Below are 15110 nucleotides of genomic sequence, written 5' to 3' on the forward strand. Positions count from 1 at the left end.
TGATAATCTCAGAAGTGGACGCCTCCCGCAAGCGAAGCGATGCTTGAATGACCGCATGACCGACGCACCCCTGCTGCTCTACGTCGTCAAGCAGCTCGAGCTCGCGACCCGAGCCCGCCTCGACGCCGTCCTGAAGGAATCAGGGGTCACGGCCCTGCAGTACACCGCCCTCTCGGTGCTCGAGCGCCGCCCCACGATGAGCGCCGCCGACCTGGCTCGCGCCTCGTTCGTACGCGCCCAGTCCGCCGCCGATCTCATCGGCGCCCTCGAGCGCCGTGGCCTCATCGAGCGCCGCATCGACCCCGACAACCGGCGCCGGATGCTGATCAGCCTCACCACCGAAGGCCGCGCCTTCCTCGACGCGTACGACCCGCGCGTCGAGGAGCTCGAGGAGCAGATGCTGGCCGAGCTCGGACCTGAGGACCGTGAGTCGTTCCGTACGTTCCTCGACACCGCACGTCGGGCGCTCTCCTAGTCGACGATCTCCATCCCACCCGAGGTGAAATTAGGTTAGCCTCACCTCATGAGACCCCACCTCGTCGCCGCCACGGCCGCCGCCCTGGCCCTGGCTCTGTCCGCCTGCTCCTCCGACATCGCCGACGACGATGGCGCGAAACCGGCCTCGGGTGCGTCCTCGGTTCCCGACGGCCCGTGGAGCTTCACCGACGGCTCGGGCGAGGTCGTGAAGCTCGACGAGGCACCGACCCGGATCATCGCGCACGCACCGGCGGCCGCCGCGCTGATCTCCTACGGCATCCGCCCTGTCGGCATCTACGCCGACGAGCCGGTCGAGACCGACCCGAACCTGGACGGCGTGGACCTGACCGACATCGAGGTGCTCGGCGAGGAGTGGGGCTCGATCGACGTCGCCAAGGCGTCGACGCTGAGCCCGGACCTGATCGTCGCCGACTGGTGGCCGGCGGAGAAGGCCCACTCGGGGCTGGAGAACGGCACCAAGGCGAAGAGCAAGAAGCTCGCCGAGCTGGCTCCGGTGGTCGGCCCGTCCCAGGGTGGCTCGATCCTCAACCTCGCCGAGGGCTACGAGGACCTCGCCGAGAGCCTCGGCGCCGACGTCGAGAACTCCCAGGGCGCCAAGGACAAGGCGGCCTTCGAGAAAGCCCGCGACGGCTTCATCGCCGAGATGAAGGACAAGGACCTGACCGCGCTCGCGGTCTCCCCCGCCGACGACCTGCTCTACGCCGCCAACCCGGAGTACGCCCCGGAGCTGCTGGACTTCACCGAGTGGGGCCTGCAGGTGATCACGCCGGACTCGCCGGACCCGGACTTCCCCTACTGGGAGAACCTGAGCTGGGAGAACGCCGACAAGTACCAGCCCGACGTCCTGCTGATCGACAGCCGCACCTTCGTCGACGCCAAGAAGACCGCCGAGGGCCAGCCGACCTGGACGTCGATCCGCGCGGCCGAGGCCGGCCAGGTCATCGAGTGGCCCGCGTTCTGGCTGCACACCTACGGCGACTACGCCGAGGCCCTGACCAAGCTGACCGCCGACCTGGCCGACGTCGACGACACCATCGGCGACTGACTCCGGCGGAGACCATCCGGTGACCAGTTCTGTCGCCACCGCGACACCCGCACCGGCACGACGGCGAGCCTCCGGGCTCGCCGTCGGCCTGCTGCTGCTCGTCGCGCTCGTGCCCGTCCTCGCCTTCCTCAGCGTGACCCTCGGGTCGCGCGACATCGCACTGAGCCAGGTCCTCGACGCCTTCCGCCACTTCACGAGCTCGTCGATCGAGGACACCGTGACCGTACGTCTGCGGGTGCCCCGGACCGTGCTCGGACTCCTCGCGGGCGCGGCTCTCGGGCTCGCCGGCACCCTGCTGCAGGGCCTGACCCGCAACGCCATCGCCGACCCGGGGATCATGGGTGTCAACGCCGGGGCGGCCTTCGCCGTGGTCGGCTCGATCACCCTGCTCGGCATCGGCTCGCTCGGGTTCCACGTCGTCGCGGCATTCGCCGGAGCGCTCGCGGCGACCGTGCTCGTCTACTCGGTGGGCTCGCTCGGACGCGACGGCGCGACGCCGGTGAAGATGGCCCTCGCCGGGGCCGCGATCACGGCCGGGCTGACCGCGGTGACGACCGGGCTGCTGCTCACCGACCTCGACGCCCAGCAGCAGTACCGCTTCTGGCAGGTCGGCTCGCTGGCCGGCCGCTATGCCCCGATCGTGACGGGCGTGGCTCCGTTCCTGCTGGTCGGCATCGTCCTGGCGCTGCTGTGCGGCCGCTGGCTCAACGCGCTGGCCCTGGGCGACGACGCCGCGCGCGGGCTGGGCGTCTCCCTGACACGTACGCGCATCCTGTCGTTCCTGGTGGTGGGGCTGCTCTGCGGCGCAGCGACCGCTGCGTGCGGCCCCATCGTCTTCGTCGGTCTGGTGGTGCCGCACGTGGCGCGGTTCCTGTGCGGTCCGGACTATCGCTGGGTCCTGCCCTACTCGATGGTGCTGGGTGCGCTGCTGCTGCTCGGCGCGGACGTCCTCGGTCGCGTCCTGGGCGGCACCGGAGAGCTCCAGGTCGGCGTGGTCCTCGGCATCATCGGCGCCCCGTTCTTCGTGCTCCTCGTCCGCTACGCCCGGCTGGCGGATCTATGAGCGTCACGCCCCAGACCGTCACGGCCCTGCGGCGTACGCGGCGCAGCCGTCGGATCCGCGCGGGCGTCGTACCTGTCGTCCTGCTCGTCGTCGCCGCCGTCCTGGCCCTGCTCACGCTCTGCTTCGGCTCGGTCCAGCTCAGCCTCGACCAGGTGCTGGCCTCGCTGCTGCACCTGCGCGACCACGCCGCGGTCGACTTCATCGTCCGCGACCTGACCGGGCCACAGGTCAAGGCGGCAGTATGCGTCGGGCTGGCGCTCGGCGCCGCCGGCACGATCTTCCAGCAGCTGCTGCGCAACCCGCTGGCCTCGCCCGACTTCGTCGGCATCTCCGCGGGCGCAAGCGTCGCGGCCGTCGCCGGCATCGCGGTGCCTGCCCTCGGCGGGGTGAGCATTCCGCTGCTGGCCTTCGGCGGCGGCCTGGTCACGGCCGCCGTGATGTACGTCCTGGCCTGGCGCGACGGCATCACCGGCTTTCGCTTCGTGCTGATCGGGATCGGCACCGCGGCGTTCTGCACCGGCGTCACCGGCTATCTCCTCACCCGCACCTCGCTCACCGAGGCCCGGGCCGCGCTGCACTGGCTGACCGGATCGATCGGGCAGGCCGGCGACGCGGAGAACAACGCGCTGCTGATCGCCATCGTCGTCCTCGTTCCGCTGGTGCCGCTGCTCCAGCGGCTGCTCCGCGCCGTCGAGCTGGGCGACGACACCGCCCGCGGTCTGGGCGTACGCATCGAGGCGACCCGGCTCGCCCTGCTCGCGACCGGCGTCCTGCTGACCTCCTTGGCAACCGCGGTCGCCGGCCCGATCGCGTTCGTCGCCCTCGTGGCCGGGCCGATCGCCGACCGGCTGCTCGGCAGCGCCCGCGGCGGCATCGTCGCCGCCAGTGCGGTCGGGGCGATCGTCTGCCTGGTCGCCGACTACGTCGCGATGAACCTGCTGCCGGTCGAGGTCCCGACCGGTGTCGTCACCGGCGCCGTCGGCGCGCCGTACCTGCTGTGGCTCATCGCCACCACCAACCGGAGAGGGATGGGCGGATGACCGACACCATCAGGCCGCGGCTCGCGGCGCGCGAGCTCACGCTGGGCTACGACGACCGGGTGGTCGTCGACCGGCTCGACCTCGACGTCCTCGACGGGCGGGTGACGGCGATCGTCGGCGCCAACGCCTGCGGCAAGTCGACGCTGATGCGGGGTCTCGCCAGGCTGCTGCGTCCGTCCGCCGGCGAGGTGCTGCTCGACGGGACCCCGATCCTCGACCGCGGCTCCCGCGAGGTCGCCCGGATCCTCGGCCTGCTCCCGCAGAGCCCGGTCGCCCCGGACGGAATCACCGTCGGCGACCTGGTCTCGCGCGGCCGCCACCCGCACCAGGGCTGGTTCCGTCACTGGAGCGCGCGCGACGAGGAGGCGGTCGCCGAGGCCCTCGCGGCGACGGACACCGGCGAGCTCGTCGACCGCCCGCTGCGCGCGCTCTCCGGGGGCCAGCGTCAGCGGGTGTGGATCGCGATGGCCCTCGCCCAGCAGACCGATCTACTGCTGCTCGACGAGCCGACGACCTACCTCGACATCAGTCATCAGGTCGACCTGCTCCGGCTGCTGCGTACGCTCAACCGGGAGACCGGGCGCACCATCGTCACGGTGCTGCACGACCTCAACCTGGCCTGCCGCTACAGCGATCACCTCGTGGTCATGGCCGACGGCCGGATCCTCGCCGAGGGGCCACCGGCCGAGGTGGTCACCGCGGAAGTCGTCGACAAGGCGTTCGGACTGCCGTGCGTCGTCGTGCCCGACCCGGTCGCCGGTACGCCGATGGTCGTTCCGGCGGGCGACTGAACCGCCGGCCCGGCCGGAGGAGACCCGGTTGAAGGTGGCGACGCCGGCCACGATGAGAGCCAGAGCGACGGCGAGGCCGACACCGATGCGCTCCCCGAAGATCGGCACGGCGACGACGGCGGTCAGCACCGGGCTCACCGCGCCACCGACCGACGCCCGTCCGCTGCCCAGCGCCTTGACGGAGAAGGCGTAGCAGAGCGTCGACATCAGACCGGTCCCGATGCCCTGGAGAACGGTGAGGAGCAGCACGTCGTCGAGCTCAGCGGTGCCCGCGAGCAGGTGCGACGGCATCGCGCCGAACGATGTCAGGACGAGCGCCGCCAGGCTCGAGACGGTGCACACGGTCAGCACCATCTGCAGGAGCGTCAGGCTCGTACGCTGCAGGCCCGTCGTGAACACCGCCCAGGCGAACCCGCCGACGAGCAGCAACCCGACCCCGCCCAGCGAGGCGCCGCCGCGGACCAGGAAGCCACTCACCGCCACACCTGCCGTGATGAGTCCCAGCGCGACCACCCGCCGTGGCGACATCGAGGCCCGGCCACGCGCCAGCGCGAGCAGCGTGACGAAGAGCGGCACCGTGCCCGGGACCAGCATCCCGGTGAGCGCGGCGCTGGTCAGCTGGGCGCCGAACGCGAACACGAGGAAGTGCGGGAGCCCGCCCACGAGCAGCAGCGCGAGGACGTACGGCCGCTCGCGGCGGACAGCCCTGAACGTGCTCGGCAGCAGCGGAGCCAGCAGGACCACCGGCGTCGCGAACCGGAGGAACGCGGCATCGGCGACGGTCAGGCTCGACCCACCGATGCCGCGCGTGCTCAGTGCGAACGACGACCACAGCACCACCGTCATCCCCAGCGCCGACCACCCCAGATACTTACCCATGTCGCGCCACGATAGGGACATGACCACGGCAAGTGATTGCCAGATCTGCCGCGATCACATCACTCAGTGGCAGAATCTTCCACCATGCGCACCCTCGACGAGACCGACAAGCACATCCTCTGGGAGCTGCAGCAGAACGGCCGCCTGACCAACCAGGAGCTCGCCGACCGCGTCGGCCTCTCCCCCTCGCCGTGCCTGCGCCGCGTACGAGCCCTGGAGGACGCCGGAGTGATCAGCGGCTACCGCGCCGTCGTCGACCCGCACACCGTCGGCATGAACATCACCGCGTTCGTACGCATCAAGATGGCCACCCACACGACCGACGCGGTCGAGACCGTCGAGGAGCACCTCCGCGCCATCCCCGAGGTCACCGAGGCGTACGTCCTGGCCGGCGACCACGACTACCTGCTGAAGGTCGTCACGCCGTCCTTCGAGACCTACGAGAGGTTCCTGCGCGACAACCTCCGCACCATGCCGGCGCTCGCCTCGATCGAGACGACCTTCGCCTTCGGCAACACCAAGGAGAGCTCCCCGCTCCCCCTCGGCTGACAGGCCAGGGCCGTGCGTTCCGCAGACCGGCAGCAGACCCGTTGTCTCTTATTAAGTGACAAAGCGACACGTCGAGCCGTATTCTGGCACTTAATAAAGGACATACGGACATGATTTCACTCTTCGGCACGCCAGACCCCGATCTCGAGGACCAGCAGGTCATCGAAGAGATCCACCACGTCCGCGCCTCCCTCGCGGACTTCCTACGCGCGCCCAAGCGCTGGAACGGACTGCTGCGACGCACCTCGACGGCGCGCGCGATCCAGGGTTCAAACACCATCGAGGGTTACACCGTCAGCCAGGAAGATGCCGTCGCCGCGGTCGACGACGAGCCTCCACTCAGCGCAGACGAGGAGACCTGGCTGGAGATCCTCGCGTATCGCCGCGTACTCACGTACGTGCTCAACGTGGCGACCGAACCGGGCTTCGTCATCGACGACTCGGTTCTGCGGTCGATGCATTTCATGCTCCTCGACCACGATCTCTCCAAGGCGCCGGGCCGATACCGCACCAAGGAGGTGTTCGTCCGCGACGACAGCAGGGGCGTCAACGTGTACGAGGGCCCTGACAGCGAGTCGGTGCCCCACCTCATGCGGGCCTTGTCGGAGTCATTGTCGACACCGCAACCGGATGATCCTCTCGTACGAGGGGCGATGGCTCACCTGAACCTCGTCATGATCCACCCGTTCCGCGACGGGAACGGGCGCATGGCGCGCGCCTTGCAGACGATGGTGCTGGCTCAGGACCAAGTTGTGGAGCCGACCTTCTCGAGTATCGAGGAATGGCTCGGCCACAACACCCAGGACTACTACGACGTCCTCGCTGCGACCGGTCATGGCGCATGGAATCCCGGAAACGACGCGACGCTGTGGGTGAAGTTCAACCTGCGGGCACACCACATGCAGGCTCAGACCATGCGGAGGCGATTCAACGAGGCCGAGATCCAGTGGCAACGGATCGACGAGCTCATCGCGAACCACCGATTGAGCGAACGGGTCGGCGCCGCCCTCTTCGACGCATTGATCGGACTTCGGGTGACCCGTCCGTCCTACGTGAAGCTCACCGAACTCGATGAGCGCACTGCGACTCGAGATCTCGTCAACGCCGCCAACTTGGGACTGCTGGAGGCCCGCGGCGAGCGGCGTGGCCGTCACTACGTCGCCGGCCATCCTCTACGCGAGGTCCAGGCACAGCTGCGTGCCGAGCGCAAGCCTCTCGAAGATCCGTACCCGACCCTCACGGCCGAGATCCGCCGCGCACTGCCGTAGCCGGCCGATGAGCGAGTTCAGTCGGCCTCGAAGGAGCCGTGACGTCCGGCTCCACCGGCGAACCGGGTCGCGCCCGCGACGGTGTCCGCGGTCACCGAGACGACACCGTGGGCGTACTCCGCGGCCAGGGCGTCCTGCTCGCTGAGACCCTCCTGCTCCAGCACCGAGAGCCGGTCGTGGCGCATGCAGGTCTGCGGGAAGGCGGCGAGCTGGCGGGCCAGGTCCTGCGCGGCCGCGAGGGCCTGGCCGGGTGGGACGACACGGTTGGCCAGTCCCATCCGCAGGGCCTCCTCCGCACCGACGGGACGGCCGGTGAGGATCAGGTCCATGGCGTTGCTCGCGCCGATCAGCCGCGGCAGCCGGACCGTTCCGCCGTCGATCAGCGGTACGCCCCAGCGCCGGCAGAAGACGCCGAAGACCGCGTCCTCCTCCATGACCCGCAGGTCGGCCCAGATCGCCAGCTCCAGGCCTCCGGCGACGGCGTGGCCGGCGACAGCGGCGATGACGGGCTTGCCCAGCCGCATCCGCGTGGGACCCATCGGACCGTCCCCGTCGGGCTCGAACCGGTTGGGGTCACCAGCGGCGACCGCCTTCAGGTCGGCGCCGGCGCAGAAGTTGCCGCCGGCGCCGTGCAGCACCGCGACGGCAGCATCGGGATCGGCGTCGAACTCCTCGAACGCTGCCACCAGGGCCTCCGCCGTCGCCCGGTCGACGGCGTTGCGTACCTCCGGACGGTTGATCACGACCGTGGTGACCGGACCGTCCTTGGCTACCTCGACCGTCATGCCGGGAGCGCCCGCTCGAGGATCGCATCCAGGTCGCCGCGGGGCGACAGCGTGCCGAACGCGCCGCCCCAGTCGCGGCCGAGGCGCGAGGAGCAGAACGCGTCGGCGACCGGAGCCGGTGCGTGCCGGACGAGCTGTGAGCCCTGGAAGACCAGGGCCATCTGCTCGACGATCCGCCGGGCGCAGAGCTCGAGGTCGTCGAAGGAGGTGAACTCCTTCTTCAACCGGTCCAGTGCGGCGTCGTAGCGGGTGTCGGCGCCGGAGGCGAGCTCGGCCTCCGCCACGAACGCGTCCAGGGTGTGCGGCTCCTTCGCCAGCGCTCGCAGGGCGTCGAGCGCCGCCACGTTGCCCGATCCCTCCCAGATCGAGAGGAGCGGCATCTCACGGTAGATGCGCGCGACGTCGAAGTCCTCGATGTAGCCGTTGCCGCCCAGGCACTCCAGGGCCTCGTTGACCATGAACGGCGCCCGCTTGCAGACGTAGTACTTCGTGACCGCAAGCGCGATCCGGCGCAGCGCGGCCTCGCCCTCGTCGCCGCGGATCGCCCGGTCGTTGGCACCTGCCAGCCTCAGCATCGCGGTCGTCGCAGCCTCGGACTCGACCTGCAGGTCCGCGAGTACGTTGCGCATCGCCGGCTGCTCGATCAGCGGCTTGCCGAAGGCGCTCCGGTGACGGGCGTGGTGGGCAGCCATGGTCAGCGCGGTGCGCATGCCGGCGGAGGAGCCGATCACGCAGTCGAGGCGGGTCATGTTGACCATCTCGACGATGGTGCGGACCCCGCGGCCCTCCTCGCCGACGAGCCAGCCGGTCGCGGCGTCGTACTCGATCTCGGAGGAGGCGTTCGACCTGTTCCCGAGCTTGTCCTTGAGCCGCATGAAGCGCATCGCGTTGCGCTCACCACCGGGCAGCACGCGCGGGACGAGGAAGCAGGAGACGCCGGCCTCGGTCTGGGCCAGGGTGAGGAACAGGTCGCTCATCGGGGCGCTGGTGAACCACTTGTGGCCGCGCAGGACATAGGTGCCGTCGGTCTGCGGCGTGGCGGTGGTCGTGTTCGCGCGTACGTCGGAGCCGCCCTGCTTCTCGGTCATCGACATCCCGGCGATCAGACCGCGCTTGGTCTCGGGGTCGCGCAGCCCGAAGTCGTACTCCCGATTGGTCAGCAGCGGCTCGAACCTCGTCGCCAGGTCCGGGTTGGCCCGCAGCGCCGGGACCACCGCGTAGGTCATCGAGATCGGGCAGCCGTGGCCGGCGTCGACGTTCCAGGCGTAGAACTTGGCGGCCCTCGCAACGTGGGCGCCGGGCCGGTCGTCTGCCCAGGGCGCGGCGTGCAGACCGTGCTCGACCGCGGTCTGCATGAGCTGGTGGTACGCCGGGACGTACTCGACCTCGTCGACGCGGTGGCCGTAGCGATCATGGGTGTGCAGACGCGGGGGAACCCGCTCGGCGAGGCGGCCCCAGTCCTGCGCCTCGGCGGTGCCGGCGAGGCGGCCCAGCTCGTCGATCTCCGGGAGCGCCCACGCAGCGCCCTCGCGCTCGAGACCCTCCCGCAGGACCGGGTCACCGGCCGTGTTGTGGCCCACCAACGGCGGGACCTGGTTGGTGACCACATGGGTGGAGTGGGCCTCGTGCGTGCTGGTCATGCGTTACCCCTTGCTGATGGAGGGTGATCCATCACGATGTTACATATTCAGACACAGTCGTGTCGAGATATGTTGCATGAGAGGATGTCCGCGTGGCTTCCGTGCGCGATGAACTGGCTCCGCTCTCCGCCCGCTCCACCATCCTGAGCCTGATGCTCGGCGCCCACCCGAACCCGCTGACCCCCGCCGACCTCACCCGCGCCGGCCAGTTCTTCGGCATCGCACCCGCGACCGTGCGGGTCGCGGCCACCCGCGCCGTCAGCGACGGCGACCTGCGCAGGACGGAGGCCGGCTACCGGCTCGGCGAGCGGCTGGTCCAGCGGCAGGCTCATCAGGACGAAGCGGTGCACACGGCGGACAGGCCATGGGACGGCTCCTGGGAGATGGCCATCGTCGTCACTGCCGGCCGCCCCGGCCCCGAGCGCGCCGTGCTGCGCGATGCGCTCAAGGCGCACCGGCTCGCCGAGCTTCGCGAAGGGGTCTGGACCCGGCCGGCCAACCTTCGGCGTCCGCGCTTCTCGGATCCGGTCCTCCAGACCTTCACGGCGACACCGGAGCAGGATCCGGCCGAGCTCGCCGCCTCGTTGTGGGATCTCGGCGGCTGGGCACGCGAAGGCGAGCGTCTGCTCGAGCTCCTCTCATCCACGCCCCAGCCCGCGCTCCGTCTCGCCACAGCCGCCGCGATCGTGCGCCACCTCAGCGGCGACCCGCTCCTCCCCGTGGAGCTCCGTCCCTCGGACTGGCCGGCGGCGGACCTGCGCGAGACCTACCGCGCCTACCAGCGCGAGCTGAGCGAGCTCGCCGCGCTGCCGCGTTGAGCGGGATTCACGCGTTCCGCATGACGCTGGTCTCCCCGTCGATTGGATAGGTTGCGATCGTGCCATCTGTCGAGCTGGCACGAATCGCGCTCGGCCGAGATCAGCGGCCTCAACGCCACATCAAGGAGATCGAGATGGACCTGCTGGAAGTCACGGAACGAGCGAAGCTGCGTCGTGAGGACGCCGCGGCTCGCCTGCATGCCCTGGCCGACGCGCTCGCCCGCAACAACGAGATCGAGTTCGAAAGAGAAGGGCTGCGCTTCAAGGTGCGCGTACCCGACGAGGTCGACTTCAAGCTGGAGGTCGAGATCGGGGACGACGAGCGCGAGCTCGAGGTCGAGCTGAAGTGGTGACAGGCTCACCCAGCTGAACGGCGCGCTCGATCGGCGAGACCTGGGTGCTCAGCAGGTTTCCTGGACGTCCGTGATGAGAGTCCGTACGTCGCTACCGAACGTGGAAAGTGCGGTCGCGGCGGCGCTCAGCGTGGCGGCGGAAACGCTCGCCTTGGCCGCGTCGACGCTCGCCGACAGCGCGTCGTAGCTGGCCTGGACGGTGTCGATCTGGCTGGAGAACTCGGCCTTCGCGTCGGACTTGACCTCGGACAGATCCGACCCGACGGCCTCGAGTCCGCTCTCCAGCTCGCCCAACGCACCCGAGGAGGTCACGTCGATGTCCCGCACGTCCTCGACCGACGCCTCGAGGTCGTCGACGGAGCTGCACACAGCAGGTTGGTCCTCACCGCAGCCGGTCAGCGGTGTGGCCAACGCCAGTGTCATGACAGCGACGGGGATGAGCTTCATGGAGACTCCTTCGATGGTTGCCGGCTGATGGGGATCTGGGCGCGGCCCCCGAACGACGTGGGGCCCATCATTCGCGGGAAAGGGTCCACGGTCGTCACACAGAAGACGTGAACGTCTTCCACCGGCCTTCAGCCACTCTGGGCAACGACCCTCCCGTCCTCGACCGCACGACGCAGTGCTGCGTAGTCCCGCTCGTTCTGGTCGGCGTAGGCCTCGGCGAACGTCGAGATGGCCCGATCGAACCGATCACCAGAGCCGAGGTAGCTCGCGATGGCGACCGGGTCGCCGGAGCGTGCGTGGGCTCTCGCCAGCGTCCACCCGCACAGCCGGGCGTACCCGGTCATGGCAGTGGGATTCATCGCCTCCACGATCGCCGAACCCTTGCCATCCCACAGCTGCCGGACGAAGAAGTCTCGCTCGACGCCGTCGAAGCCGCTCGCGGTCACCCAGCCGAGCATCACGTCGCTCGCGGACTGCATCAGTCGCTGCCCCTCGACGACCCGCTGACCGTGGCTGGTGTAGGCGCTCGTGCCGAGGAAGGGCTCCAGGACGGATGCCTGGGCCTCCTTGGCCTGGAGGAAGAGCGGATCCTGGTCGTCGTTGCCGACCAGCAGCACGATCCAGGAGCGGGTGCCCACACTGCCCACCCCGACCACCTTGCGTGCGGCGTCGGTGAAGCGAAACCCCTCGAGCAGGTGCCGGTGGTCGCCCTGCAGGGTCCGGCGGTAGATGTGCAGGATGGCATGGAGCGTGTCCTCGACCTCGTGGAACTCCTTGTCGGGCATCAGCTCCTGGATCCTGGCGATCACCGGAGGATCGTGGATCAGGCGCGGACGTCCATCCACGATCTCCACGAGCTTGGAGAAGGCCTTCAAGCTGTTCGTCGACCGGGCCTTGGCCATGTTCTTGCGGAAGCGCTTGACCTGCTTGGCCGTGAACTGCGAGCCCAGCAGGGCCTCCAGTTCGTCGACATCCAAGCGGGCGTACCACACGTCGAGCTTGCGCATCCGCGCCAGATCCCGCATCGCCTGTCGGTAGGACGAGGCCGCGGTCAGGTTGATGGTCCTGCGCTCGGCATCGTCGAACTCACGGTCACGCCCCGCGACCGCGAAGCTGGCCACCATGCGCTTGACATCCCATTCGAAGGGGCCGGGCAAGGTCTCGTCGAAGTCGTTGAGGTCGAAGACCAGACGCCGGTCCGGTGCCGCGAACGACCCGAAGTTCGACAGGTGCGCGTCGCCGCACAGCTGGACCATCAGGTCCGTGCGCGGCGCACTCGCCAGATCTGCCGCCATCAGGTAGGCGGAACCACGGTAGAAGGTGAACGGGTTCGCCAGCATCCGGCCGTAGCGGAGCGGCACGAGCTCCTGCAACCGACTGCTTCCCTGCTCCTCGAGGAGGCCGACAGGGTCGGCCCGGTCGGTGGCCGGATGCCACTCGCCGTGCACCGAACGCGGGACCTTCGCTCGTGCTCCTCGGCCCGACGACGCCCGCTCCGCCAGGGTGAGGTGGTGGGGCCGACGTACCTGGGTCTCGATCGAGCTCATCGGTCCATGTGACCTCACGTGCCCGTCTTTGGCATCACGCAGCTTGTGTGACGCGTCGGAGGTCGGCCGGCGGGTGGCGCCGGGTGGTTGCGCGGATCAGTAGTACCAGGGGTAGGGCGACCAGTCGGGCTCGCGCTTCTCCAGGAACTGGTCGCGGCCCTCCTGGGCCTCGTCGGTCATGTACGCCAGGCGGGTGGTCTCGCCGGCGAACATCTGCTGGCCGACGAGGCCGTCGTCGAGGAGGTTGAAGGCGTACTTCAGCATCCGCTGGGCCGTGGGCGACTTCCCGTTGATCTTGCGGCCCCACTCGAGCGCGACGTCCTCGAGCTCGGCGTGCGGGACGGCGCGGTTGACGGTGCCCATGCGTACGCCGTCCTCGGCGGAGTACTCCTCGGCGAGGAAGAAGATCTCGCGGGCGAACTTCTGGCCGACCTGGCGGGCGAGGTAGGCGGAGCCGTAGCCGCCGTCGAAGGAGCCGACGTCGGCGTCGGTCTGCTTGAAGCGCCCGTGCTCGGCGCTCGCGAGCGTCAGGTCGCAGACCACGTGGAGGGAGTGGCCGCCGCCGGCGGTCCAGCCGGGGACGACGCAGATGACGACCTTGGGCATGAAGCGGATCAGTCGCTGGCACTCGAGGATGTGCAGCCGGGCGAGCTTGGCCTTGTCGATCGGGGTGGGCTCCTCCGCGCCGGTCCGGCCGGCGGCGTACGCCTCGGTCTCCTCGTACTGGTAGCCGGCCTTGCCGCGGATGCGCTGGTCGCCGCCGGTGCAGAACGAGTGCTTGCCGTTCTTCTCGGAAGGCCCGTTGCCGGTCAGGAGCACGCAGCCGACGTCGGCGGAGGTCCGGGCGTGCTCCAGCACGCGGAGGAGCTCGTCGACGGTGTGCGGGCGGAAGGCGTTGAGTACGTCGGGGCGGTCGAAGGCGATGCGTACGGTGCCGTGCTCCTTGGCCCGGTGATAGGTCAGGTCGGTCAGATCCTCGAAGCCCTTCACCGCGTCCCAACGGGTCGGGTCGAACGTGTCGGAGACTCCCTCGATGGCGCTCATGGCCCTGAGGTTATCCGGCCCGCTGATCACAGGCTTGACCTTGCCCCCAGGGTCAAGGTCTACGGTCGTACGCGTGCAGATCAAGGAGCTCGCGGATCAGGCCGGCGTGACGGTGAAAGCCGTGCGCTACTACGAGTCGCGTGGACTGCTCACGCCACGACGAGCGGGTAACGGATATCGCGACTATGCCGAGGTAGACGTGCAGGTGGTGCGGGAGATCCGCGCCTTGCTGTCGCTCGGCCTCACCGCCGAGGAGACGCTTCCCTTCGTCGACTGTCTGCGCGCCGGCAACGACCGTGCCGACCTGTGCCCGGCCTCGCTCGAGGCCTATCGGCAGCGCATCGCCGAGATCGACCGGCGGGTGACCGAGCTGACCGCCCTGCGCGGCGAGCTCGCCGGCCTGCTGCACGAAGCCGAGTCCTATCGACCGAACCCGGATCGACCGAACCCTGAAGGAGAGAAGCGATGAGTCAGACCGCCGTGATCGAGGACATCACCGATGCCCGGTTCGCCGAGGACGTACTCATGTCCGAGACGCCGGTGCTGGTGGAGATCTGGGCCGAGTGGTGCCCGCCGTGCCGCCAGCTGGCACCGATCCTCGAGCAGATCGCCGCGGAGCGGGTCGGGAGCCTGCGGGTGGTGAAGCTCAACCAGGACGAGAATCCGGCCACCTCCGCCGACTACCGGGTCATGGCGGTGCCGACGATGCTGCTCTTCCAGGGTGGCGAGCTCGTGCTCCAGCTCGTCGGGGCGCGGCCGAAGTCGCATCTCGACCGCGAGATCGACAAGGCGCTCGCCTGATCCGGCCTCTCGGAATAGGCGCCGCCGTGGCGTGTTGTAGTGGGCATGACCGAACTGCAAGGTGAATACGTCCCGAGCACGGCCGACTGGGTACGCGAGCAGGTCGCCGCGTTCGAAGCCTCCAACGGCGCCGAGGCCAACGTCCTCGAGCGCGACGGCAAGCCGATCATCCTGATCACCAACCGCGGCGCCAAGACCGGCGCGATCCGCAAGACCCCGCTGATGCGCGTCGAGCGCGACGGCCGCTACCTCGCGGTCGCCTCGATGGGCGGCAGCGACAAGAACCCCGCCTGGGTGGCCAACTTCCGCAAGTACCCCGACATGGTGCTCCAGGACGGCGGCACCAAGAAGGCGTACGTCGCTCGCGAGCTCTCCGGCGCCGAGCGCGACGAGTGGTGGGACTACGCCGTGAAGACCTGGCCGACGTACGGCGAATACCAGCCCAACACGTCCCGGATCTTCCCGCTCTTCCTGCTGGAGCCGGCAGGGGTTTAGCTCGCCAATTGACGGGTGCGTAACCGAGACAGTGCCACGACTGTCGG

Annotated in this window: 17 protein-coding genes and 1 pseudogene; 12 read left to right on the forward strand and 6 right to left on the reverse strand. The window is 69.4% G+C overall.

Features of this window, described 5'->3' with window-relative positions; translation table 11 throughout:
- The first annotated feature begins 55 nt into the window (after positions 1 to 55).
- From ABT304_RS04855 to ABT304_RS04875, 5 genes are read left to right on the forward strand one after another with little or no spacing between them, the layout of a single operon-like run.
- A complete protein-coding gene (locus ABT304_RS04855; protein WP_160026473.1) occupies positions 56 to 475 on the forward strand; it encodes a MarR family winged helix-turn-helix transcriptional regulator in 420 nt (139 codons plus the stop codon).
- 48 nt (positions 476 to 523) lie between these two features.
- A complete protein-coding gene (locus tag ABT304_RS04860) occupies positions 524 to 1543 on the forward strand; it encodes an ABC transporter substrate-binding protein (protein ID WP_350713586.1) in 1020 nt (339 codons plus the stop codon).
- Between the two features lie 19 nt (positions 1544 to 1562).
- On the forward strand, positions 1563 to 2606 hold the full coding sequence (locus ABT304_RS04865; RefSeq protein ID WP_350713587.1) for a FecCD family ABC transporter permease: 1044 nt from the start codon (positions 1563 to 1565) through the stop codon (positions 2604 to 2606).
- Positions 2603 to 3646, forward strand: coding sequence for a FecCD family ABC transporter permease (locus ABT304_RS04870; protein ID WP_350713588.1), 1044 nt, complete (start codon positions 2603 to 2605; stop codon positions 3644 to 3646). The genes ABT304_RS04865 and ABT304_RS04870 overlap by 4 nt, the downstream gene beginning before the upstream one ends.
- Positions 3643 to 4437 carry an ABC transporter ATP-binding protein gene (locus tag ABT304_RS04875; RefSeq protein ID WP_350713589.1) on the forward strand — a complete coding sequence of 265 codons (795 nt, stop codon included), beginning with the start codon at positions 3643 to 3645 and terminating at the stop codon, positions 4435 to 4437. Before ABT304_RS04870 ends, ABT304_RS04875 begins: the two co-directional genes overlap by 4 nt.
- A gap of 42 nt (positions 4438 to 4479) precedes the next feature.
- Here the strand turns inward: ABT304_RS04875 and ABT304_RS04880 are convergent.
- Positions 4480 to 5337, reverse strand: a pseudogene (locus ABT304_RS04880) (EamA family transporter); the annotation flags it as partial.
- Between the two features lie 63 nt (positions 5338 to 5400).
- Between ABT304_RS04880 and ABT304_RS04885 the strand changes: the two are divergent.
- Positions 5401 to 5865 (forward strand): Lrp/AsnC family transcriptional regulator, encoded by a 465-nt coding sequence (locus ABT304_RS04885; protein ID WP_350713590.1) that lies wholly within the window; start codon positions 5401 to 5403, stop codon positions 5863 to 5865.
- Between the two features lie 110 nt (positions 5866 to 5975).
- Entirely contained in the window at positions 5976 to 7133 is a 1158-nt protein-coding gene (locus ABT304_RS04890; protein WP_350713591.1) for a Fic family protein, read from the forward strand.
- A 17-nt stretch (positions 7134 to 7150) separates the two neighbouring features.
- Here the strand turns inward: ABT304_RS04890 and ABT304_RS04895 are convergent, their stop codons facing one another.
- Positions 7151 to 7918, reverse strand: coding sequence for a crotonase/enoyl-CoA hydratase family protein (locus tag ABT304_RS04895; protein ID WP_350713592.1), 768 nt, complete (start codon positions 7916 to 7918; stop codon positions 7151 to 7153).
- Positions 7915 to 9558, reverse strand: a complete 1644-nt coding sequence (locus tag ABT304_RS04900) for an acyl-CoA dehydrogenase family protein (protein ID WP_350713593.1) — start codon at positions 9556 to 9558, stop codon at positions 7915 to 7917. Before ABT304_RS04900 ends, ABT304_RS04895 begins: the two co-directional genes overlap by 4 nt.
- A 92-nt stretch (positions 9559 to 9650) precedes the next feature.
- On the opposite strand from ABT304_RS04900, the gene ABT304_RS04905 reads away from it, so the two are divergent.
- Complete coding sequence (locus tag ABT304_RS04905) at positions 9651 to 10376, forward strand: PaaX domain-containing protein, C- domain protein (RefSeq protein ID WP_350713594.1); 726 nt, start codon at positions 9651 to 9653, stop codon at positions 10374 to 10376.
- Positions 10377 to 10510: 134 nt separating this feature from the next.
- Entirely contained in the window at positions 10511 to 10729 is a 219-nt protein-coding gene (locus tag ABT304_RS04910; protein WP_160029359.1) for an amphi-Trp domain-containing protein, read from the forward strand.
- A 48-nt stretch (positions 10730 to 10777) separates the two neighbouring features.
- Here ABT304_RS04910 and ABT304_RS04915 read toward each other — a convergent pair whose 3' ends face one another.
- The 3 genes from ABT304_RS04915 to ABT304_RS04925 form a co-directional block, all read right to left on the reverse strand.
- Complete coding sequence (locus tag ABT304_RS04915) at positions 10778 to 11176, reverse strand: hypothetical protein (RefSeq protein WP_350713595.1); 399 nt, start codon at positions 11174 to 11176, stop codon at positions 10778 to 10780.
- Positions 11177 to 11304: 128 nt separating this feature from the next.
- Positions 11305 to 12723, reverse strand: a complete 1419-nt coding sequence (locus tag ABT304_RS04920) for a DUF2252 domain-containing protein (RefSeq protein WP_350713596.1) — start codon at positions 12721 to 12723, stop codon at positions 11305 to 11307.
- A 96-nt stretch (positions 12724 to 12819) separates the two neighbouring features.
- Positions 12820 to 13767 (reverse strand): 1,4-dihydroxy-2-naphthoyl-CoA synthase, encoded by a 948-nt coding sequence (locus ABT304_RS04925; RefSeq protein WP_160026462.1) that lies wholly within the window; start codon positions 13765 to 13767, stop codon positions 12820 to 12822.
- Positions 13768 to 13840: 73 nt separating this feature from the next.
- Between ABT304_RS04925 and ABT304_RS04930 the strand changes: the two genes are divergently transcribed.
- Genes ABT304_RS04930 through ABT304_RS04940 form a run of 3 tightly spaced genes read left to right on the forward strand, consistent with a single transcriptional unit; the run spans position 13841 to position 15063 of the window.
- Entirely contained in the window at positions 13841 to 14236 is a 396-nt protein-coding gene (locus ABT304_RS04930) for a MerR family transcriptional regulator (RefSeq protein ID WP_160026461.1), read from the forward strand.
- Complete coding sequence (trxA, locus tag ABT304_RS04935; RefSeq protein ID WP_350713597.1) at positions 14233 to 14568, forward strand: thioredoxin; 336 nt, start codon at positions 14233 to 14235, stop codon at positions 14566 to 14568. The genes ABT304_RS04930 and trxA overlap by 4 nt, the downstream gene beginning before the upstream one ends.
- A gap of 45 nt (positions 14569 to 14613) precedes the next feature.
- A complete protein-coding gene (locus tag ABT304_RS04940) occupies positions 14614 to 15063 on the forward strand; it encodes a nitroreductase family deazaflavin-dependent oxidoreductase (RefSeq protein ID WP_160026459.1) in 450 nt (149 codons plus the stop codon).
- Positions 15064 to 15110 lie beyond the last annotated feature (47 nt).

The sequence above is a fragment of the Nocardioides sp. NPDC000445 genome (assembly GCF_040300245.1).
In the GTDB taxonomy this organism is placed as follows: Bacteria; Actinomycetota; Actinomycetes; order Propionibacteriales; family Nocardioidaceae; genus Nocardioides.